The organism is Microbacterium sp. MYb54 (genome assembly GCF_002979515.1).
GTDB lineage: Bacteria > Actinomycetota > Actinomycetes > Actinomycetales > Microbacteriaceae > Microbacterium.
Window position 1 is genome coordinate 1 of sequence record NZ_PCPA01000007.1, and the last position, 20,778, is coordinate 20,778.

Sequence of the window (20,778 nt, forward strand, 5' to 3'; positions counted from 1 at the left end):
AGGAGGGGGATGCACAGCACGAAACGGCCCGGAGGGATGAGCCTCCGGGCCGTTCGTGTCAGTGCGTTCAGATGTGGCGGCGCCTGCGCAGCCAGAGCGCCAGGCCGAGGCCCATCGCGGCAAGCGCCGCGAACGCCGCGCCCGCCCAGATCGTGCCGTCAGCACCGGTCGTCGCGAGGTCTCCCCCACTGCTACTTCCGGCCACGGCGGTGACCGCGAGGTCGCCCCGAGCCAGCTCGACGCCCTGGGCATCAGTCGCGACGAGAGAGTGAGCTCCGGCCGGCGTCGCCGCAGGGATCGTGACCGTGGCCACCGCATCACCCTCGGCCGATACCGTCACCTCGCCGATGCGCACCGGCTCGGAGTGCAGCCAGAGCTGCACAAGGGCGTCAGGCTCGAAACCGCTCAGCTGCACGGTCACACTCGCTCCGGCGACGACCGAACCGATGGATGCCGTGACGGTCGCCTTCTTCCCCGGCTTCGCCTTCTTGACCTTCAACGGTGCGCTGGCGAGTTCGGCGCCAGCCGAGTCCTGCACGATGACGCGGTGCTTTCCGACCGCGGCGTTCGCCGGGATCAGCAGTCGCGTCGTCAGAGCACCCTTCGCATCGACCGCGGCATCCGTCAGCTTGACGTCGTCGAGCCAGACCGAAACCGTCGAGCGCGGCGCGAAGCCCGTGAGCACCGTGCCGACGGTCTCACCGGCACGCACCGAATCCGAGTCGAGTCCGAGCTTCGGATCCGTCACCGGGTTGCACTCGCTCAGGTCGTCGGCCGGTCGTGTCTTCGGCGCGCTACCGCTCTTCGGCGACGACGTGCCGTAGATCGCCATCTCGGCGACGGCCGCGAACTGCGTGCCCGAGATCGACGATGTGGCGGTGACCCGGATGTAGCGGGCCGTCGTCTCGGCGAAGTCCACGTCCTGCCACTCTGCGACGTTCTTCCACTCCCCCGAGGAGACGGGCACGTACGCCTGTCCGTCGGTCGACACCGCGACCTCGTACCCCTTGATCGGACCGTTCTGGTTGGCGCCGCGGCGCAGGTACGAGATGCCGTCGACCTGCTGGGCCGAACCGAGGTCGAAGGTCAGCACGTGCGGGTACGACGTGGCGGCCGAGCTCCACCGGCTGTGCCAGAACGTGCCGGCGTTGCCGTCGAGCATGTTCGCGGCCGCACCGTCTTCCCCTTCTGTCTCCTCGGAGCTCGCCGTCACGGAGATCTGAGCGTTGGGGATGCGGGCCCGCGAAGACACCGACACCTCCTGCGTCGTGCCGACCGTACGCACATCGCAGTCTGCGAGGTACGTCGCCGCGATCCCGATGCCGACCGTCGTGCCCGCAGCCGTCGCCGGCGCGGTGACCAGCCAGGTGGTCTTGACGCTCTCACCGGCCGCGACCTCATCGAACAGGTTCGACGAGCCGTCGGCGACCTCGACCACGTAGCCCTCCGGCACCTCGAGCTGCACGCCGATGTTCTCGACGGCGATCGACTCGCTGTTGGTGAAAGTGGTCGTGAACTCGGTCTGGGTGCCGGGGCTCAGCACGCCCGCTTCGCCGGACACGGTGGCGCAGGGAGTGCCGCCGGTCGTGGGGCCGAGATCGGTGACCGTGAAGTCGTCCAACACGAAGTCGACGTCCGGTCCGCCGACCCGCTCGAGTCCCACCCAGGTGTAGTCACCGCATCCGACGATGACGTCCTGCGAGAACTGCGCCGTCTCCAGCGCCTGCGTGATCCCGGTACGGCTGAGCGTGGTCGACGTGACCTTGCCACCCGCCACGGAGTCCGTCCCGGTGAGCCAGCGGTACGCCCCGCTCGCGCCGGCCTGGTAGTCGAAGCCGATGCGGTAGGAGTGCCCGGCCTGCAGTGGCACCAGCGTCGGGTCGGTGCGATACACGACCCCACTGTTCTCGGAGTGCGACATGAGCGAGTGGTCGCCGTTGAGCGTCGTGTCCACGGCGAGCCCGGCGAGCGGCCCCGCATCGAACGGCTTGGCGGTGTTGCGCCAGTCACTGCTCGCGTACGGGTCATGACGGCGGGAGATGCTCGTGCGCGGATCGTCGATGCCGTTGGCGTCGCCCTTCACGAACGGCCCCCAGCCCGCCACGTTGCCCTCGAAGTCGTTCGAGTACACCGTGCCGGCCACGAACGGCGTCGTGGTGTCGGCCGAGACACGGGCATTGTCGATGCGGACCTTCGCCTCACCCGCGACGGCACCGATCGACACGGTGACCTCGCCGGATGCCGGTGCCAGGAACGACGTCGAGCCGCGCTGGTAGTACTGGCCCGCCTTGGAGTCGGCCCTCATGTAGTTGTATGTCGGCGAGAGGCTCCAGGTGCGGTTCACCGCACCGGAGCCGGTGTCGACCGAGACGCTCACGTCGCGAGTCGCGGTCGGATCGATCTGCACCTGTGCGGAGAACGCGTACCGCTGGCCGGGGGTGAGTCCGGTCACTGTCTGCGAGATCGACGAGGCGGCCGCACCGAGCACGGCGATGTTGTCGCCGCGGGACTCGTTCTTCGCGCTGCCGAGGTCGGTGCGCTCGATCGTCACGTCGCCCTGGGGATTCCAGGCGTCGAGAGAACCGGAGTTGAAGCCCGGGTCGTCGAGGCCGGCGTCGTGATACTCGACGGCCGCGCGCTGTGCGCCACCCTGCGGCACCACGACGTAGGCCGCGCCCTTGTCTCCGCTGAGCGTGAGTTCGCCGCCGGTCGCTTTGGCCGTGCCGACCTTGACGCGCCCCTGGTCTCCGAGCTCGAAGACGTCGAAGGTGGTGTTCGCGCGGAAGGCATCGGTGAGACCGAACGTCTTCTCGCCGTCGGATCCGGAGTAGAAGTACATCTTGTCGGCGTCGACCGGCGAGCCGGCATCCTGATTCGACTCCAGCGACTGCCATGGCAGCAGGTACGAGTCGCCTCGCAGCACCGTCGCCCCGTCCATCGTGATGACCCTGGTGGTTCCGTCCATGCGCACCGCGACGTCGTCCGTCAGCGTCGCCTCGGCGCCGGCCTCGTAGGTGAGCAGGTCGAAGTGCTGCAGGAACTTTGTCGGCAGGCTCTGCTTCCAGATGTTGTCGACGAAGCCGTCCCAGTTGCGGTTGCCGACCCAGCCCTCGGCGTCGATGAGTCGCTGCTGTCCGAGCAGGGCATCGTCGTTCCAGACGTCGGCCTGTCCATTCTGGATGAAGCGCACCATGGTGGAGTTGATGCCCTTGTTGTCCTTGCCGCCGTATGCGAGGTCGTTCGGCCAGTGCGACCAGACCGTGCTGTCGACGAACTTGTCGCCCCATTCGGTCGCGACCTCGAGGTCCATGCCGTTCAGCTGATCTGCGAGCTCTTCAGCGACCCAGCCGTTCGAGTAGTACACGTCGATGTAGACGCCGCTGAGGCCGGGAACCTCATCGCGCAGTTGCTGGAAGCGGTCGAGCACACGACCGGTGCCGAGGTCGGCCTGCTGGTTGATGTAGTACGACTGGTCGAGCCAGTTCCAACCCGGCTTGTACGGGGCCGCGCCGTCGATGATCGCGGAGTCGAAGGCGTTCGCCTGCGGATACATCTCGGTGGCGTTGACGTGCACGCTCATGTCGGCGTTGAGCTTCGCACCCTCGTCGACGAGGTTGTTGAGGTCCGTGAGACCGCCGGCGCGCTCGTTGTAGTTTCCGCCGTAGTCGGTGTTCGCGGAGTCGTGGCCCTCGCTGCCGTAGCCCTTGTTGAGCACCCACTGGCCGAGACCGTCGGTCTGGTTCGCGATGCGCTTGGTGTTGTCGAGCGTGAGGTCGAAGTAGTTCGTCGCGCTGGAGGCGAAGTTGAACGGGATGCGGCTGACCACGCGCTCGGCGACGCGGTCGGCCCCCAGGCGCGGGGTGTCGACCTCGCGATAGCGGATCGCCGCATCCTGCCAGTCGACCTTCGCATCGCCGTTACGGTCAGCGGCGAGCAGCACGGTGACCTTGGGCAGTGCGTAGGTGGTCACGCGGTCATCGACGGCGGTGGTCGGATGGATCAGCCAGGCGCTTGAGCCGATCTCGGCCGTGCGCCCTGCGGCCTCGGTCACGCGCGTGGTCAGGCGACCGTTCCACGATGCCGTGCCGCCGGAGGCCTGGGTCGTCGCGTTGGTGATCACACTGCCGACGAGAGCGCCGTTGCCGAGGAAGGCGAAGGCCGCCCCCTTCTGACCGGTCGCCGTCGCGCCGTTCACCGCGATGTGCTCGTCTGCGTTCTTCGTGCTGTCCGGGCTGATCACGGTGCGATCGAGCGCCGACCCCGCATCCGCAGCGCTCGCGGAGAGGAACGCGTTGTCGGGCAGCCCGAGGGTGGTCACGGTCGCCGTGCCGTCGACGGCCGTCACTTCGAATCCGACGGTCCCGTCGTTCGCGACGCGGATGCTGCTGCGCACGGTGACGTCGATACCCGTCAGCTTCGACACGTAGTCGACGCCGGTGGCCGACGGCGTCGAAGTGGTCTCCGCCGGGTAGGCCGTGCCGTTCACCGACCAGGTCTTCGCCGAGGTGCGCTGTCCGGCGATCTTCTCGCCGCCCACCTGGTAGCCGGTGATCCGGGGGAACTCGGTCGAGACGACGGCGGTCGTTCCGCCATCGGTGATCTCGACGGTCTCATCGGTGTCGGGGACCTCGGGCTCGGTGACGATGGGAGGCAACTGCTCGTCGGACAGGACCTCGATCTCGCCGGCGCCCCCTCCGGTGGTCCCCTGCGCATCGATCACGAGCAGGGCCACGTACCGACCGTCCTTCGCCGTGTCGAGCGTGATGCGCTGCTTCTCGTCGTTCGCGGTCGGCGCGTGCAGCGTCGCGGTTCCCGACGCCGTGCCCCACCCGCCCTCGGCGGGCGAGTTGCGCGCGACATCGGCGTCGTCTGTAACGTAGACCTCGACCGTCTTGGCGGCGACGCCCTGCCCCTTCTTGACCGAATAGTCGAGGGCCTTCACCGAGAGCGACCGCTGCAGGTCGACGACGATCCAGTGCGGGAAGGGGGCGTTGGCGGAGTACCGCGACGTCCACTGCGTCGCGAAGTCGCCGTCGAATGCGCCGAGTGCGGTGCCATCGAGAGACGGCGGAGCCGGGTAGGGGTCCGATTCGCTCGACACCGCGTGCAGGCGGTAGTCGGTCTTGGGGACGGAGATCAGGTCGGCTGCCTGCGCGGATGGCGCCTGGGCGAACACGCCGCCGAACGCGAGCGCCGTCACCAGCAGCGAGCTGACGGCGACGGCGGTGCGGGGCGGTCGGGAAGGTTTCGACACGTCTTGCCTCTCGATCGGAGCGTCGCTCGGGGAGGAAGACGCCCCGATGCGCCGCAGATGGGTGACATCGACTCTCACCGATGTTTGCGCTATCACAATAGGCATGCGAAGAGCGGTATATCAAGCATTTGCCGATAGCGAGCGCAAACATTGGCCAAAAGTAGCCCCGCACAAACGAGAAGAGCCGTCCCGCACACGAAGTGCAGGACGGCTCTCGCAGCATCCTGGATCAGGAGCCGATGAACTCCTCGGTCTCGCCGAAGGACGGCTGTTCGCGGATCTCGACCGTCGGACCGAGACCGTCGGTGTCGAGCACCACGATCTCGTTGCGCCCGGCCCTCCACAGCGGCGCCGGCGCATAGAGCGTCTCCTGCGGTCCGACCTTCCAGTACCGACCGAGAAGGAAGCCGTTCAGCCAGACCATGCCCTTCGATCCACCGGGGAAGGCGAGCCAGGCGTCGAGCGGCTCGACGATATCGAAGGAGGCGACGGCGACGCCGTCGGCGGCCTCAGAGGCCGACCCGGAGGCCCGATCCGGGGCATCCTGCGGAACCAGGCGATGCGTCCAGCCGTTGACCAGCCGCCGACCGATCATCACGCCACGCATGATGCCCTTGCCCTCGCCCGTGTACGGACCGTAGTTGATGCGCCCGAGGCTCTCGACGACGATCGCGAGCCTGCCCGCTCCCCCGTCGGCGGGCATCGCGAGAGTCGTCTCGCCGTCGCGCTCGAGCACTCCGAGAGCCTGGGTGTCGAGGAACACCACGGCACGGTCGTGCAGCCCGTCGATCGTGAGCGTCGCGTCGGCGGGGAAGGACACATCCGCCTCGTAGGCGACCAGGCCGTCTTCGGAACCGAGCTCTTCGAACGTGCGCGGTCGAGGCGAGACATCGCCGGTCACCGGGAGAGCAGCGATCAACTCCAGCAGAGAAGAGCGCGGGGTGAGCGCCGCGGACGCCGCAGCCTGTCGCCGCGGGGATGCGGGGACAGGGGGGAGCTCGCTCGCGTGGAACGGCGCGAACATCGCGCGCAGTGCGTGGAACTTCTCGTTGAGCGTGCCGTCTTCGCCGATCGGAGCATCCGAGTCGTAGCTGGTGACGGTCGGCTGCAGCACCAGGTCGTGGTTCGCACCGTTCCAGAGGCCGAAGTTGGTGCCACCGTGCGCCATGTAGAGGCTCACGGATCCGCCGGCAGCCAGCAGCTCCTCGATCGTGCCCCCGGTGCTCGCGGCGGAGCGCACGTGGTGCCGCTCACCCCAGTGGTCGAACCAGCCGCCCCACAGCTCGCTGCACATGAGCGCGTCGCCCTCGCGTCGCAGCTCAACAGCCCTCGCGACACCGGTGCCGAAGGTGAACGTCGCCATGGCACCCGGCACACTGCCGTGCTCGATCATGTCGCCCGTGATGCCGTCGGCGGTCGTGAGCATCTCGACCACTCCACGTGCACGGAGCCCGTCGCGCAGGTGGGCGAGGTAGTCGGCGTCGCTGGCGAAAGAGCCGTACTCGTTCTCGATCTGGACCGCGACGATCGGCCCACCATGCGAGGCCTGGAGAGGGACGAGGCGGGGAATCAGCTCGTCATACCAGGCGTCGACCGCGGCCAGGAAGTCCGGATCGCTGGTGCGCAGCGCGGCGACGCGCCCCGACAGCCAGAACGGGATGCCGCCGTTGGACCACTCCGCGCAGATGTAGGGGCTGGGCCGGAGGAACACATCGAGGCCGACGTCGCCGGCGAGACGGATGAAGCGCTCGAGGTCGCGCCAGCCGTCGAAGCGCACGTCGCCCTCGACGCGCTCGTGGAAGTTCCATGCGACATACGTGTCGACCGTGTTCGCGCCCATCGCGGCGAGCCGGCGCAGGCGGTCTTCCCACTGGTCGGGGTGCACCCGGAAGTAGTGGATCGAGCCCGCGAGGATGCGGTGCGAGACACCGTCGCGGAGGATCTCTCCATCGCGCCAGGTCAGGGTGGGCGCGCCGATCGGCGACGCGGCGGCCGGGGCGTCGACGGCAACGGAAGAGCCGTCGAAAGCCGAGGCGAGAAGGTCAGGCATAGCGCTCCAAGCACGAGTGTTTGCGTTCACATTATCGCATCACACGACTCGCCGCCTCCTGGATTTACGCCGATTGATCGCTACCATTGAGCACATGTCACCTCGTCGCCCGAGAGACGACCGCGCCCCCAGCCAGGTCGATGTCGCCCAGCTCGCCGGAGTCTCCACGCAGACCGTCTCGCGCGTCATGTCCGGGCAGGACAACGTGCGTCCGGATACCGCCAGACGAGTGCTCGCCGCGGTCGAAGAGCTCGGCTACCGCGTGCACGCCGCCGCCGCCTCGCTGGCCTCCGGCCGCACCCGCGTGCTGGGCGTGATCGTGGTTTCGACCGACCGGTACTCGTCGGCCGCGCTCGGTGTCGGCATCCAGCAAGCCGCCGCCGCGAACGGATACACCGTGTCGACGGCAGCCGTCGCCGACCATGCATCGGCCGAGGCGTTCCTGGAGGCCTTCGACCGACTCGAGCGCCAGGGCGCGGAGGGCATCATCCTCGGTGTGCCGGTCGAGCTCGAGAGCCCGGCGATGCGGGCCCGCACCGAGCGCACCCCCGCGACCCGGAGCGAACGCACCTCCCTCGACGAAGACGCCCCGCTCGCCGTCGATCAGCGCGCGATCGCCCGTCTCGCCGTCGAGCACCTGCTGGACCTCGGGCACAAGACCGTGTGGCACGTCTCGGGCGACGACTACTGGACCGAGACGCAGCAGCGCAGCGAGGCGTGGGAGCAGACGCTCCGCGACCGCGGCATCGTGCCCCCGCCGCTGATCCCCGCCGACTGGACGCCCGAGTCGGGTTACCGCGCCGGCCGCACGATCGCCGCCATCCCCGAGGCCACGGCCGTGTTCGTCAGCAGCGACGAGATGGCATTCGGCCTGATCCGCGCCCTGCACGAGGCCGGTCGCAGCGTTCCCGACGACGTCTCGGTGGTGAGCGTCGACGACATCGCCCTCGCCGCCTATGCCTCCCCCGCGCTCACGACGGTCCGCCAGCCCTTCGAGGCGATGGGCCGCGCGGCGGCGCTCCGGGTCATCGCGCAGATCGAGGGACACGATGCGGTCGGCGAGATGCCCTCCACCGATCCTCAGCTCATCGTGCGCTCCTCGACCGCTCCGCCGCGCTCCGCGTAGCGACGGGCGGCGCGGAGCGCACGGGGGCGATCGCCAGACGGAAACTCACGTCAGCGGCAGCGCCACCCGCACCACCCATTCATCGCCCTCGATCGTCTGAGTGAACTCACCCCCGAGCAGACCGACCCTTTCTGCGAGGCGTGTCGTTCCGAATCCTCCAGAGGGCAGACGGTTGCGCAGGCCCGTGACGCTGCGGCGATTTCGGACCTGCAGCGAGATGGTCTGCGCATCTGCTTCGACGCGAATGTGCACCGGCCCCTTCCGTCCGTGTTTCAAGACGTTCGTGGTGCTCTCACGCAGAACGCGTGCCAGAGCAGAATCCACCATGCGAGGCACGGGTTGCGAGAGATTTGAACTCACCGCCGGTGAATATCCCGCAGTGCGCAACGTCGCCACCATGTCGGTCAGCGTCGTCTCGAAGTCTTCGATCCGCCCTGTCGGCACCTCGCCGTGGCCGGGTTCGATGAGCCGTCGAACGTCCCGAAGCGCGCGCCGCGCCGCGTCGCCGATCTCACGATGGATCTCGGCCCGCAGCACCGGATCGCCCTGACGCTCGACGACCCTGGCCTGCATCGCGATCGCTGTCAGGTCGTGCGCGATGACGTCGTGCAGTTCATCGGCGATCAGCAGACGCTCGTCACGACGGAGTTCCGCCATGACGGATTCCTGTTCTCGGGCAGCCGCGGCCAACCGCTGTTCACGGCCACGCGCAGAACGCATCAACATCCCTGCGGCGCCAGAGACCACCGCGATCAGAAGCCCGATCTCGATGAAGACCGGCTCAGACGGTCGCAGCATGACGATCTTCGCCGCGCTCAACAGCAGCAGTCCGGCGAAGAAGATGATCACACGCGTGGATCCGGTTCTGACTGCCACTCCTGTGGCCACGGCCAGTGCCGTGTATGCGGATCCATCCCACCCGGTGAGGAATGCGAGGACCATCGCCGCAGCAAACATGGCCACGGCGATCGGCGGCGAGACCAAGAACACGGCGAAGAGCCCCGTGACCATCAGGTCGAGCAGGACCGCGGGAGTGAACGAGTTGCCGAGAGCCGCCGTGAGCAGGATGGAGCCCATCGCGCCGCCGACGACCACGAGGAGGACCACGCGCTCGGCCATGTTCACCGGAGCGGGCCCTTCAAATGCGTGCGACGCGCTCGATGTCTGAAGGATGGTCCGCACGTTGCTCACAGTCCATTATCGGGACATCATCCACCGGACACCGATATTCCGGTCGTCGGCCTCCCGTCCACTCGGAGCGTAGTCGCATGTCCACACCCGCCGGTACTTTCGTACCTCTTCACGACGATTCGACCTCGTGATGCATTGCGATGACATACATTTGTACCGCGAACTTCGACTTTGATCCCCTTTAAGGCACACCGCGCAATCGCGCTCCTTTCTTCGTGTTAGCTTTTCGACGGTCAGGCGGCAGAAGAGCCTGGCAACAAAACTGCTCGAATGTCTCACAGAAAGGAAGGGGGGGGGAATCTATGTGGTCATTTCTAGCCAAAATCGGCGGCGCGGGAGTGCGGGTCGTCAACTGGGCGCGAAACAATTGGGGCACGGTTCAGAAATGGATCGATGCCGGGAAGTCCATCGACTGGATCATCCGCACCATCAGCGGCATCATCGGCGGCGGGTGACACGCAAACGTCGCGAAAGCAAATCTTTGTCGCGACTGTCCATCAACGCTTGCTCGGCATCGGCCAACGTGGACTCGGGTGTCGAAATAGAAAACGTAACGGAGAAACATTAAATGGGTACAGTAATCAAGCTGGTCACAAAGTACGGTGCACAGGCCGTCGCTTGGGTGTGGAACAACTCGAAGCGCGTGGGCGAGATGCTGGCAAGAATGTCGCCTGAAGAAGTGGCGAGGGTTATCGCCCAAATGTTCGGCGGCTAAATCGATTCCGGGTGATGGCCTCGGGGTAGACTGAGGCCATCACCACCTACTCGACTCACAAAAGAAAGAAATCTGATGCAATTGGCGCCCAAGGCCGTAGCCGTCGATATCTTGCGCGGGGCGATAGTGTGGGCGATACTCCTCATCGCTGCCGTCAGTCTGGTTCTCGGAATCCCGGCACTGCAGATCCCCGTCATATTCGCCGCTCTCGTACTCGCCGTGATCGTCCTGATCATCGAGCTCGCATGGCTGACGCCGGCCGCTGTGCGGAGCTTTCGCTATTCCGTCTCACCTGACGGAGTCCATACGTCGGCGGGCGTCATCTTCAGGCGAGAGAACTTCGTCCCCATGCAGCAGATCCTCATCGTCGAGCGGCGCCAGGGACCGATCCTGCGGTCCTTCGGGCTGGTGAAGGTGCGGTTCCGGGTTCCCGGATCGTTTATCGACATCGACGGCGTCACGGACGACGCCTTCGCCGTACTGCAACGAGAAGTCCGCTCGGCGCATGCTCCCGACGATCATGGTTGAGAGGAACAGCCGTGTCATGGTCGCGATCGTCTGCGTTCGCGCCCTCCTCGGCGGCACCCTCGGTCTCGGGGTCGCCCTTCTCATCAGCGCGCTGGTCGGCAAGACCGTACCGCTCGCCGTCTACCTGATCCTGATCGTCGGGTTCGTCGTGCGCCTCGTGCTCGCCGTGGCCGAGTGGCGAACCACGACGTATCAGGTCCTCGACTCCGAGCTCGTCTACCGGTCGGGGTACGTCAACTCGAGTTCGTTGCAGGTTCCGTGGTCGAGCGTCCGGGGTGTGTACGTCGAAACGCCCTGGCTTCTGCGGCTGTTCGGGCGTTCGGAGCTCAGGGTCGCGCACGGCGCCGGGGAGACGAGCGACGTTCATTTCAAAGCGCTCTCTCCCGCAGCCATCGCTGAACTGCGCACCCGCATCGAGAGCAACCACTCCGCGGGTGCTCGCGAAGTGCGGTTCACAGACGACACCGAAGATTTCGCACGCGCCGATATCTGGCTGTACGCCTTCACGCATTCGCGGTGGTACGTCATCTTCCCCCTCGCCATCGCCGCAATCGGATTGCTCTCGCAGTTCCTGGAACGCGACATCATTCAGACTTCGCTCCATCTGTGGCAGTGGCTGACCCAGCTGCCGGTCGAGATGCTGATCGTCGTGCTGGCAGGCATGTGTGCACTGGCGGCGGCGGCGGGTGTCGTGTCCCGCCTGGTGGAGATGTCGAACTTCCGGATCCGTCAGACGGAGGAACTCATCGAGACCCGACAGGGACTGCTCTCGACGAGAACGCGAACGATCAACGCCGCGGACATCACCCTTCTCGATCTGCACCAGCCACTCCTCTTCCGTCTGGCTCGTCGCAGTATCGTTCGCGTGTCGGGCGGATCAGGTGAGGGAGACCCATCCAATTTCGTGTCACCTCATGCGACGGCGCAGGAAGCAACGTCGGCGATTCGGAGAGTCTTCCGGAACCACGACGAAGGCACCCTTCTCGCTCGGTCGAGGATCTTCGGGCTGCTCACCCTCGGGGGCCTCTGGATCGGCGTGATCCTACTCATCCAGACATTGATCGGCACGGCCTGGTCGATTGCGGCAGGGGCGACTCTGATTGCCCTCGTCGCATTCTGGATCGTGCGCGCACCGACGAGGCTCTTCCTCTCGCACGACGGCGTCGTGGAGATTCGTCGAGGAGTTCTGTTCCGCCGGAGACTTCTCTTCCGGGCGTCGTCGATCCTGTACTACGAATCCGTCGTCAGCCCTGTGGGTCGATGGCTCCCTGCGAACAGGGCGAAGATCACTATCGCCGACAGAGGTACTCGTGACATCTCCGTGAGGGCCATCCCTCTGGCAGAGCTGCATGTGACGGTTCAGGCGCTCGCCCGGTTGGATGAGGTGGGGACGTATCGGTACAGCCGGATTCCCGAGATGATGGAGGACGCGACAGACGACGTGCGCGATGATGTCGGCGCGATGGGATGACATGCGACCGATACGTGTAGTGATCGTCGACGACGATGCGCTGGTACGTCGCGCATTGAGGGTCTTCCTCGAGGATGCGGATGACATCGAGGTCGTCGCTGAGGCCCCGGACGGCATAGCCGGCGTCGCCCTCGTCGAGCAGCAGCGGCCCGACATCGTCCTCCTCGACATGCAGATGCCCCGTATGGGTGGCGTCCAAGCAGCGCACGAGATCGTTCGCACCGTCCCGAACGCCCGGATTCTGGCGATCACCACCTTCGGCTCCATCGACATGATCCTGCCGATGCTTCGTGCTGGTGCGTCCGGCTATCTTCTGAAGGATGCCGAGCCCGAGGCGATCATCGACGCCGTCCGCCTTGTTCACGCGGGGGCCGCAGCGCTGTCCGCAGCGATCACCGCTCGCCTGATCGAAGCCGCTCAGACCGGTGGCGTCGAGACGACCGACGAGTTCCCCGACGGACACCTGCTGTCGGAACGGGAACACGAGACCCTCCTGCAACTGGCGCTCGGACGTTCGAACGCCGAGATCGCTCGGTCGATTCATGCGTCGGAGAGCACGGTGAAGACGCATGTGAGCAGCATCATGGCCAAATGGCGAGTGAACAACCGTGTGCAGATCATCATTCGCGCGGCCCGTGGAGGGCTCGTCCGATTCGACTGAGGACCACCGACCGCGCTCTCAGACCGCCCAGTTCGACGTCGACGGAAGCTGTCCTCACCCACCCCACACCGCCCGGGCGCCGGCCTCGCCGATGAGCACGACCATGGCCGTGCTCCCCACGCCGCTCACCACAGCCAGTGCGGCCAGAATCATGCGCGCCGTCTTGCGAGGCCCCTCGCCGAAGCGGTACCAGCACCACTGCACCGCGGCGACGACGAAAATCGCCAGCGCCCATGGCCACAGGAGCCCGCCGAGAGCCGCGTGATGGACGACGGCCGGCACCGGTCCGACCTGCTGGGCCAGTGCTTGACCGGCGAGCATGGTGATGGGCACGAGCACCAGCACGACCAGCGCGGCGATCGGCGTGACGATGCCGAGCCTCTTGCGCGCTGCGGGGAGGAGGGCGCCGAGGATAAGTGCCAGCGCGGTGAGCGGCACGAGGATGACCACCGCGTGCACGATGAGCGGATGCAGCGGGAGGCCGGCGATCTCGAAGAGGTCCATACTCAGGACACGGGATCGGATCATCCGAGGTTCAGATGAACTTCTCACCCTCCTGTCTCGTGTCTCCTGAGAAGACCGGAGGAGGTGGCGGATGCCGAAGGATGATGCGGCACGACTGGGCGCACTCTACGACGCGCATGCCGCGCCGATCTGGCGCTACGTCGTGCACCTCACCGGAGATCGGGCGGGAGCCGACGACGTGGTCCAGGAGACCCTGCTGCGCGCCTGGCGGACCCCGCGCATCCTCGCCGACGATCCGGAGTCGACCCGTTCCTGGATGTACACCGTCGCTCGCCACCTGGTGGTGGACGAGGTGCGCAGTGCCCACCATCGCCGGGAGATCACGACAGACGAGCCTCCCGAGTCCGCCGTGCGAGACGCCACCGACGCGATCTTCGATGCGATCCTCATCGAGGAGGCACTCTCCGCCCTCTCCGAGGCACATCGCGAGGTCGTGGTCCGCGCGTACTACCGAGGCCTCACCGTGTCGGAGATCTCCGACGAGCTGACGATCCCCGAGGGAACCGTGAAGTCGAGGCTGCACTATGGCCTGCGCGCCCTCCGACTCGGGCTGCAGGAGAAGGGAGTGACGCGATGAACGCCGACCACGCGCGCTATGCCGACTGGGACGCCGCCTACGTGCTCGGAGCTCTCAGCGCCGCCGACCGCGCCGAGTACGAAGCGCATCTCGCGCAGTGCGCCGAGTGCCGTACCGCCATCGCGGAGATCGCACCGATGCCCGGCCTGCTCTCCCGCGTCACCCCAGAGCGGGCGGAATCGCTGCTGCGGGCACCGGAAGCCGAGACTCCGACCCCCGAGCACCGCGCACGAGTGCTCTCCCTCGCCGCCGAGCGCGCCCGCCGCCGTCGTCGCACGTGGGTCGCCGGCATCGCCGCGGCCGCGGCGATCGTCGTGGCCGCCGTAGCGGTGCCCGCGATCTCTGCCCAACTGCGTCCACCGTCGACCACGATCGCACTCGAGCAGCTTCGAGACGCGCCATTGACTGCCTCCGTCAGTCTCACCGATGTCGCCTGGGGCACCCGACTCGACATGATCTGCGACTACGGCAGCGAAGGCGACGCTCCCGCTGACGGGTGGGCGTACGCACTGGTGGTGGTGAGCGACGACGGCACCGAGAGCGTGCTGTCGACCTGGCGGGCACACCCCGGCACCACCGCGCGCCTGAGCGCCGGCACCGAGCTCCCGGCATCCGATATCGCCGCCGTCGAGATCCGTGCCGTCGACTCCGGAACAGTGCTGATGCGGTCCTCGCTCGACGGATCGTGAACCTTTCCCGTCTTCTTCTCGTGTCTTCCATGACCGCACCCGCGGTCCTGCACAGGAGGTTCACCATGCTCTCGAGAGTCTCGAAGACCGCGGCCGTCGCCGCACTGCTCATCACGTTCGCCGTCGCCGGATGCACGTCGACCGGCGGAGGTTCCGGTGGCACCACGGACGACACGGGCGGCGCCTACGGCCAGTCCTCGGAGTCGAGCGCTCCCACCTCGGGATCGGAGTCCGCCTCCGGCACGCTGATGACCGCGGATTCGGATCTCGGCGAGATCGTCGTCGATGCCGACGGGAAGACGCTCTACATGTTCGACAACGACACCCAGAGTTCGGGCAGGAGCTCGTGCACCGGCGAGTGCCTCACGAACTGGCCTCCGCTGACCGTTGAGAGCGACGCCCCCGCCGTGAAGGGAGTGACCGGCGAGCTCGGCACCATCACGACCGCCGACGGCTCCACGCAGGTGACTCTCAACGGCTGGCCGCTGTATTACTTCGCGGGAGACGCCGCCGCGGGAGACGTCAACGGCCAGGGCGTCGGCGGCATCTGGTGGGTGCTCTCCCCCGCCGGGGAACGCATGGGCGAGTGAGCAGCCGTCTCGTCCTCACCTTCGGCGCATGCCGGCTTGGATTCGTCGGTCGAGGTCATCGAGTTCCGCGATCAGCTCCGACGCGACCGTGCGTATTCCCACTTATAGTCAATAAACAGGACTAAAGTGCGCGGTGTTCCCGCATTCGACACCACGCCAAGGCTCGGCCCGCGGACTCACCAGCGGCCGTGCCGGTGCTCCCACTCGTCCTCGACCGTGCGACGACGACCCGCGACGATGCCGGCGGGGATCGCGACTATCAGGACACCCGCGATGACGAGCAGCGGGATCTGCCAACCCGCGGTCGTCTCGTGCAGCAACCCGATCAGCAGGGGGAAGGTCGCCGCGATCGCATAGCCGATGCTCTGTACGAACCCGCTCAACGCCACAGCGCTCTCGGGGGTGCGGGCACGGATGCTGAGCAGCACAAGGCTGAGCGGGAACATGATGGCCGTGAGACCGAAGATGCTCACCCACAGCGGCAGGGCGACGGTCGGCGCGAGCAGGAGCCCTGCGAGCCCGACCAGTCCGCCGCCGACGGCCACGAAGAAGAGCGGACGTGTCGCTTGGAAGCGGACGACCAGGATCGGCACGATCAGCGAGCACGGCAGACCGATCAGCGCGAACAGGGAGAGCAGGAACCCCGCGGTCGCCGGAGTGACGCCGCCGATGTCGACGAGCATGGTCGGCATCCACGCGAAGGAGACGTAGGCCATGGTGGACGATGCGCCGAAGACGATCGCGAGCGCCCAGGCGAGCGGGAGGCGCCAGAGCCGGGCGAAGTACCGACGGTTCGCGGGAGAAGTCGAGATCGGACCGGTCGCGACGGCCACCGCATCCTGCATGTCGTTGACGCCGTCGGTGGGATCGGGGACGAGCAGCTCGGTCTTCACCGGCTCGCCCGCCCGCGAGCCGTTCTTCAGCAGCAGTGCCACCCACGGCACGAGCGCGATCGCCGCGACGATGCCCCACATGCCCAGCGACACCCGCCAGCCGAGCGAGTCGGCCACCGGCACCGCGACCAGCGGAGGCAGGAAGGTCGACACCGCCATGGTGGTCGAGTAGATCGTCATCATGATCCCGAGGCGATCGGGGAAGTACTTCTTGACCAGTGGCGGCAGCAGCACGTTGCCCGAGCCGACGCCCGCGAACACCACAGCGGTCGCCGCCAGCAGGGTCGTCGAGTCGGCGGCGAAGCCGCGCAGCAGCAGGCCGAGCGCCATCAGAGCGATGGCTGCCACGGCCATCCGCTCCAGTCCGAATCGACGCTCGAACAGCGGCGTGAGCAGTCCGAAGATCGCGAAACACACCGGCGGTGCGGCACCGATCAGGCCGACGACGACCGGCGAGACCGGGAAGTCCTCGGCGACGTGATCGATCACCGGCGAGAGGGAGGCGACCGCCGAACGCAGCGAGAACGCCACCAGGACGATCCCCACGAGTGCGAGAGCCCGACCCTGCCACAGCGGTCGTGCGCTCGGCATCGTCATGAGGTCTGTGACCCCTCCACCCAGGCCAGGTATTCATCCGACACGGTGCCGGTCACGTACCGGCCGTCGAAGCAGCTCATGTCGAGATCGGTGAGCACCGATCCCTCGATGATCGCGGCCTTGAGGTCTTCGACCTCCTGGTAGACGAGGTGGTCGCAGCCGAGCACCTCGGCGATCTCGGGGATCGTCCGCCCGTGTGCGATGAGCTCCTGACGCGACGGCATGTTGATGCCGTACACGTGCGGGTGCCGAACGGGAGGGGCGGCAGAGGCGAAGGTGACCGAGGCAGCGCCGGCATCCCGCGCCATCTGGATGATCTCCTTCGAGGTCGTCCCCCGCACGATCGAGTCGTCGATGAGCAGCACGTTCTTGCCCTGGAACTCGGTGGACATGGCGTTGAGCTTCTGGCGCACGCTCTTCTTGCGCACCGCCTGCCCCGGCATGATGAAGGTGCGACCGACGTAGCGGTTCTTGTAGAAGCCCTCGCGGTACTCGATGCCGAGCTTGCGGGCGACCTCCATCGCGGCGGGGCGCGAGGAGTCGGGGATGGGCATCACGACGTCGATCTTGTCCATCGGCACGTGCTTGGCGATCGTGTCGGCGAGGCGGTCGCCCATGCGCAGACGCGACTCATACACCGAGATGCCGTTCATGACGGAGTCGGGACGGGCGAGGTAGACGTACTCGAAAGCGCAGGGCGCGAGCGTCGCCGCCGTGGCGCACTGCTTGGAATGCAGCTCACCTTCGGTGGTGATGAAGATCGCCTCGCCGGGCTCGACCTCGCGGACGACCTCGTAGTCGCCGTTCTCGAGCACGAGCGACTCGCTGGCGACGACCCACTCGTCGCGCCCTTCGGAACCGGGCACCGTCGAGGGACGACGGCCGAGGATGAGGGGACGGATGCCGAACGGGTCGCGGAAGGCGAGCAGACCGTAGCCGGAGATCACGGCGATCACGGCGTATGCGCCCTCGATGCGCTCGTGCGTGCGGGCCACGGCCTCGAAGACACGCTCGGGGTCGAGGTCGACCGTCGAGGTCGTGTTCTGCAGTTCGCCCGCGAGCACGTTGAGCAGCAGCTCGGTGTCGCTCGAGGAGTTCAGGTGACGGCGGTCGCGCTTGGCCATGTCGGCCGTGAGCTCACGCGTGTTGGTGAGGTTGCCGTTGTGGATGAGGATGATGCCGTAGGGCGCGTTCACGTAGAACGGCTGCATCTCCTCTTCGTTCGATGCCGTGCCCTTGGTCGCGTAGCGCACGTGCCCGAGCCCGACGTTGCCGAGCAGCGCTCGCATGTCGCGGGTGCGGAATGCCTCGCGGACCATGCCCTGCGCCTTGGCGTTGTGCATCACCCCGTTCGACTCCGCCGTCGCGATGCCCGTCGCATCCTGGCCGCGATGCTGCAGCAGCAGGAGTGCGTCGTAGATGTCCTGATTGACCGGGGCAGAGCCCACCATTCCGACGATGCCGCACATGGGCTCTTACTTCGCTCCGTCCGCGTAGGCGCCGACCAGGCGCACTGCTCCACCGTCGACGCCCTTGGCGCCCTGTTCGAATTCGCCGGCCGGACGCGGGCCGAAGCCGACGGTCCCGACCTGCCAGGAGGGCATGCCCTCAGCGTTCAGCGCGGCGATCGCGGCATCCTTCTTCTCCGCGGCGACCACCGCGAGGAATCCGATGCCGAGGTTCCAGGTGCCCTCGGCCGACTCCAGCGTGGAGCCGGCGATGTCACTGAGCACGCGGAAGACGGGGCTCGGCGACCAGCTGCTCCGGTCGACCTCTACCCAGCTGCCCTGCGGGAGCACGCGGGCGAGGTTCGCCGCGATGCCGCCGCCGGTGACGTGGCTGAGCGCATGCACGCCGCCGGTGCCGGCGGAGGAGCCGAGCTGTTCGATGAGGCGCAGCAGCGGAAGCGTGTAGAGCCGCGTCGGCTCGAGGAGGGCTTCGCCCCAGGTGGTGCCGAAGTCGGCGGCGTTGTCGCCGTAGCCGATGCCGGCACGGGTCACGATGTGACGCACGAGCGAGTAGCCGTTGGAGTGCAGTCCGCTGGACGAGACCGCGATCACGGCATCGCCGTCCTGCACACGATCGGCGCCCAGGATCGCGTCGGCCTCGACCACGCCCGTCGCAGCTCCCGCCACGTCGTAGTCGCGAGGACCGAGCAGACCGGGGTGCTCGGCCGTCTCGCCGCCGACGAGGGCGGTGCCGGTGGCGGAGCACGCTTCGGCGATTCCGCGCACGATGTCGGCGATGCGCTGCGGGAAGACCTTGCCGCAGGCGATGTAGTCGGTCATGAAGAGCGGCTTCGCGCCCACCACGACGATGTCGTCGACGACCATGCCGACGAGGTCCTGCCCGATCGTGTCGTGCTTGTCGATCGCCTGCGCGATCGCGACCTTGGTGCCGACGCCGTCGGTACTGGTCGCGAGCAGCGGGCGACGGAAATCGCGCAGCGCACTGGCATCGAACAGGCCGGCGAATCCGCCGACACCACCGAGCACTTCGGGACCGTGCGTCGCGCGCACGGAAGACTTCATCAGCTCGACGGCGAGATCACCTGCAGCGGTGTCGACGCCGGCTTCGGAATAGGGATTGGTGGGGGAGGCAGCCACGTCACCAGCCTACCGCCCGCAGCAGGCCCGACTCTCCGCGAAGACAGACCTCGGATCCGGACCCCCGACCCGCCTACGATGGGGCCATGTCCGACAAGCCGCAGTGGCTCATCCGCGAAGACGCGAGCGTTCCGGTGCTCGTCGCGCTCGCCCTGCGGCAGAGTCTCGGGATCCGTGTCCCGGAAGACCTCCCGTCGCTTCGCGAGCTGGCCGTGCGCGCACCGGATGCTGTGGACGCCTCTGCCGAGGTCGAGTCGCAGTGGCGGGACTACTGGGACATGACGGTCGAGCCCCGCGCGCACCCCTCCGAGGTGCCGTTGGAACTCATCGACGGGTTCGACACCCTGGTCGCGCTGCCCGCTCGCGGTGCGGAGGAGCTGTCTGCGGCGATCGCTCCGCAGGCGACATCCGCTCTTCTCTACGCACGCGCCGCGCACGACCGCTACGTGAACTCGATGAAGAGCCACACCGGCGGCGACGCCTACCGCGCCTATGCGAGTGCGATCGCGGAGTTCGAGCGCGAGGTCGGACGGCGTGCGCACTCGTTCGAGTTGAACGTGCAGGTGCTGCCGTTCTCGCAGCGCGGCATCTGGTGGATCGGCGCGCTCACGGTCGCGGTGACCGATGGCCTGCGCCGAGACGTGGTGGCCTTCGACGCCGCCATCCGCCCGGTGATCGCCGAACTGGCGTAGCCCCCGCTGCTTCCAGGGGGTTCACGGACCCCGCCGAGTGCACGGCTTACTTGCGAATGCACGGGATACCTGCGCGAAGAAGCCGTGCACTCGGCGACAAGCCGTGCACTCGGCGACAGGTGGAGGGGGGTCAGTCCTCGTCGACGACGGTCTCGCGGTCGACCCGGACGACCCGGTCGTGACGGCGGGCGATGCGCTCCATGATGAGGCCGACGACGCCTCCGAGCGCGATTCCGATCGGCACCGTCCACAGCAGCAGGAAGCCGAACACCTGGCCAGGCGGGTAGACGACGTCGAGCGCCTGCGACTCGTCGAAGCTGCCGGCCCAGGTGAGGATGCCGGCCGCGATGACGCCGACCACGACGCCGATGCCCATGAGCACGCCGTACCGCGGCACACGGCGCACGGTCGCCTCGACGGTCTGGTGGGAATCGGTGGGGGCCATGGATCCATTGTCCCACCGCCGACGGATGCTGTGTGCCGGGGTCTGCGTACGCATCGGTCGGGAGATCGGAGGGATGCAGGCTCGCGCAGGCCGATTCCTCCCTGCATCCGTTCATCGTCCCGACATCCGTACACCGGAGACGCAGAACGGCCCTCCCCGCGTCCGCCG

General features: G+C 67.2%; 18 protein-coding genes. 10 read left to right on the plus strand and 8 right to left on the minus strand.

The annotated features are described in order from the left end of the window. Positions 1-67: 67 nt before the first annotated feature. Together CQ040_RS09385 and CQ040_RS09390 are read right to left on the minus strand one after the other, a co-directional pair. Positions 68-5,254 carry an endo-alpha-N-acetylgalactosaminidase family protein gene (locus CQ040_RS09385; protein ID WP_105527737.1) on the minus strand — a complete coding sequence of 1,729 codons (5,187 nt, stop codon included), beginning with the start codon at positions 5,252-5,254 and terminating at the stop codon, positions 68-70. 229 nt (positions 5,255-5,483) lie between these two features. Beyond that, on the minus strand, positions 5,484-7,304 hold the full coding sequence (locus tag CQ040_RS09390) for a beta-galactosidase family protein (protein WP_105527736.1): 1,821 nt from the start codon (positions 7,302-7,304) through the stop codon (positions 5,484-5,486). A 94-nt stretch (positions 7,305-7,398) separates the two neighbouring features. On the opposite strand from CQ040_RS09390, the gene CQ040_RS09395 reads away from it, so the two are divergent. Beyond that, a complete protein-coding gene (locus CQ040_RS09395) occupies positions 7,399-8,430 on the plus strand; it encodes a LacI family DNA-binding transcriptional regulator (RefSeq protein ID WP_021199181.1) in 1,032 nt (343 codons plus the stop codon). A gap of 45 nt (positions 8,431-8,475) precedes the next feature. Here the strand turns inward: CQ040_RS09395 and CQ040_RS09400 are convergent, their stop codons facing one another. Continuing rightward, entirely contained in the window at positions 8,476-9,621 is a 1,146-nt protein-coding gene (locus CQ040_RS09400) for a sensor histidine kinase (RefSeq protein WP_146113918.1), read from the minus strand. Positions 9,622-9,923: 302 nt separating this feature from the next. Between CQ040_RS09400 and CQ040_RS20670 the strand changes: the two genes are divergently transcribed. From CQ040_RS20670 to CQ040_RS09415, 5 genes are all read left to right on the plus strand, one after another. Beyond that, complete coding sequence (locus tag CQ040_RS20670; protein ID WP_181156849.1) at positions 9,924-10,076, plus strand: aureocin A53 family class IId bacteriocin; 153 nt, start codon at positions 9,924-9,926, stop codon at positions 10,074-10,076. 113 nt (positions 10,077-10,189) lie between these two features. Beyond that, entirely contained in the window at positions 10,190-10,336 is a 147-nt protein-coding gene (locus CQ040_RS21225) for an aureocin A53 family class IId bacteriocin (RefSeq protein WP_146113917.1), read from the plus strand. 219 nt (positions 10,337-10,555) lie between these two features. Continuing rightward, a complete protein-coding gene (locus CQ040_RS09405; protein WP_181156854.1) occupies positions 10,556-10,864 on the plus strand; it encodes a PH domain-containing protein in 309 nt (102 codons plus the stop codon). After that, on the plus strand, positions 10,857-12,335 hold the full coding sequence (locus CQ040_RS09410; RefSeq protein ID WP_181156856.1) for a PH domain-containing protein: 1,479 nt from the start codon (positions 10,857-10,859) through the stop codon (positions 12,333-12,335). The genes CQ040_RS09405 and CQ040_RS09410 overlap by 8 nt, the downstream gene beginning before the upstream one ends. A gap of 1 nt (position 12,336) precedes the next feature. Continuing rightward, positions 12,337-12,996 (plus strand): response regulator transcription factor, encoded by a 660-nt coding sequence (locus CQ040_RS09415; RefSeq protein WP_105527742.1) that lies wholly within the window; start codon positions 12,337-12,339, stop codon positions 12,994-12,996. Positions 12,997-13,050: 54 nt separating this feature from the next. Here the strand turns inward: CQ040_RS09415 and CQ040_RS09420 are convergent, their stop codons facing one another. Next, positions 13,051-13,524 (minus strand): DUF2231 domain-containing protein, encoded by a 474-nt coding sequence (locus CQ040_RS09420; RefSeq protein ID WP_258131444.1) that lies wholly within the window; start codon positions 13,522-13,524, stop codon positions 13,051-13,053. A 67-nt stretch (positions 13,525-13,591) separates the two neighbouring features. Here CQ040_RS09420 and CQ040_RS09425 point away from each other — a divergent pair, with 67 nt between their 5' ends. The 3 genes from CQ040_RS09425 to CQ040_RS09435 are packed head-to-tail and all read left to right on the plus strand — an operon-like array spanning position 13,592 to position 15,377. Continuing rightward, positions 13,592-14,098 (plus strand): sigma-70 family RNA polymerase sigma factor, encoded by a 507-nt coding sequence (locus CQ040_RS09425; protein WP_105527732.1) that lies wholly within the window; start codon positions 13,592-13,594, stop codon positions 14,096-14,098. Continuing rightward, entirely contained in the window at positions 14,095-14,787 is a 693-nt protein-coding gene (locus tag CQ040_RS09430; RefSeq protein WP_105527731.1) for a zf-HC2 domain-containing protein, read from the plus strand. Before CQ040_RS09425 ends, CQ040_RS09430 begins: the two co-directional genes overlap by 4 nt. 29 nt (positions 14,788-14,816) lie before the next feature. Next, entirely contained in the window at positions 14,817-15,377 is a 561-nt protein-coding gene (locus CQ040_RS09435) for a hypothetical protein (RefSeq protein WP_258131445.1), read from the plus strand. 176 nt (positions 15,378-15,553) lie between these two features. On the opposite strand, the gene CQ040_RS09440 is transcribed toward CQ040_RS09435, so the two are convergent. From CQ040_RS09440 to purM, 3 genes are read right to left on the minus strand one after another with little or no spacing between them, the layout of a single operon-like run. Next, on the minus strand, positions 15,554-16,867 hold the full coding sequence (locus CQ040_RS09440) for a CynX/NimT family MFS transporter (RefSeq protein ID WP_105527729.1): 1,314 nt from the start codon (positions 16,865-16,867) through the stop codon (positions 15,554-15,556). Beyond that, on the minus strand, positions 16,864-18,336 hold the full coding sequence (gene purF, locus CQ040_RS09445; protein ID WP_028503134.1) for an amidophosphoribosyltransferase: 1,473 nt from the start codon (positions 18,334-18,336) through the stop codon (positions 16,864-16,866). Before purF ends, CQ040_RS09440 begins: the two co-directional genes overlap by 4 nt. Positions 18,337-18,342: 6 nt before the next feature. After that, entirely contained in the window at positions 18,343-19,473 is a 1,131-nt protein-coding gene (purM, locus tag CQ040_RS09450; RefSeq protein ID WP_028503133.1) for a phosphoribosylformylglycinamidine cyclo-ligase, read from the minus strand. 86 nt (positions 19,474-19,559) lie between these two features. Here purM and CQ040_RS09455 point away from each other — a divergent pair, with 86 nt between their 5' ends. Next, positions 19,560-20,165, plus strand: a complete 606-nt coding sequence (locus CQ040_RS09455; RefSeq protein ID WP_105527728.1) for a zinc-binding alcohol dehydrogenase — start codon at positions 19,560-19,562, stop codon at positions 20,163-20,165. A 130-nt stretch (positions 20,166-20,295) separates the two neighbouring features. Here CQ040_RS09455 and CQ040_RS09460 read toward each other — a convergent pair whose 3' ends face one another. Beyond that, on the minus strand, positions 20,296-20,610 hold the full coding sequence (locus CQ040_RS09460; protein WP_105527727.1) for a potassium transporter Trk: 315 nt from the start codon (positions 20,608-20,610) through the stop codon (positions 20,296-20,298). Positions 20,611-20,778 lie beyond the last annotated feature (168 nt).

Coding starts and splice junctions, on each gene's coding strand:
- purF (WP_028503134.1), bottom strand. CDS start 18,336: ATGTGCGGCATCGTCGGAATGGTGGGCTCTGCCCCGGTCAATCAGGAC.
- CQ040_RS09455 (WP_105527728.1), top strand. CDS start 19,560: ATGTCCGACAAGCCGCAGTGGCTCATCCGCGAAGACGCGAGCGTTCCG.
- CQ040_RS20670 (WP_181156849.1), top strand. CDS start 9,924: ATGTGGTCATTTCTAGCCAAAATCGGCGGCGCGGGAGTGCGGGTCGTC.
- CQ040_RS09440 (WP_105527729.1), bottom strand. CDS start 16,867: ATGACGATGCCGAGCGCACGACCGCTGTGGCAGGGTCGGGCTCTCGCA.
- CQ040_RS09410 (WP_181156856.1), top strand. CDS start 10,857: ATGGTTGAGAGGAACAGCCGTGTCATGGTCGCGATCGTCTGCGTTCGC.
- CQ040_RS09395 (WP_021199181.1), top strand. CDS start 7,399: ATGTCACCTCGTCGCCCGAGAGACGACCGCGCCCCCAGCCAGGTCGAT.
- CQ040_RS09430 (WP_105527731.1), top strand. CDS start 14,095: ATGAACGCCGACCACGCGCGCTATGCCGACTGGGACGCCGCCTACGTG.
- CQ040_RS09460 (WP_105527727.1), bottom strand. CDS start 20,610: ATGGCCCCCACCGATTCCCACCAGACCGTCGAGGCGACCGTGCGCCGT.
- CQ040_RS09415 (WP_105527742.1), top strand. CDS start 12,337: ATGCGACCGATACGTGTAGTGATCGTCGACGACGATGCGCTGGTACGT.
- CQ040_RS09435 (WP_258131445.1), top strand. CDS start 14,817: ATGACCGCACCCGCGGTCCTGCACAGGAGGTTCACCATGCTCTCGAGA.
- CQ040_RS09425 (WP_105527732.1), top strand. CDS start 13,592: ATGCCGAAGGATGATGCGGCACGACTGGGCGCACTCTACGACGCGCAT.
- CQ040_RS09420 (WP_258131444.1), bottom strand. CDS start 13,524: ATGATCCGATCCCGTGTCCTGAGTATGGACCTCTTCGAGATCGCCGGC.
- CQ040_RS09390 (WP_105527736.1), bottom strand. CDS start 7,304: ATGCCTGACCTTCTCGCCTCGGCTTTCGACGGCTCTTCCGTTGCCGTC.
- CQ040_RS21225 (WP_146113917.1), top strand. CDS start 10,190: ATGGGTACAGTAATCAAGCTGGTCACAAAGTACGGTGCACAGGCCGTC.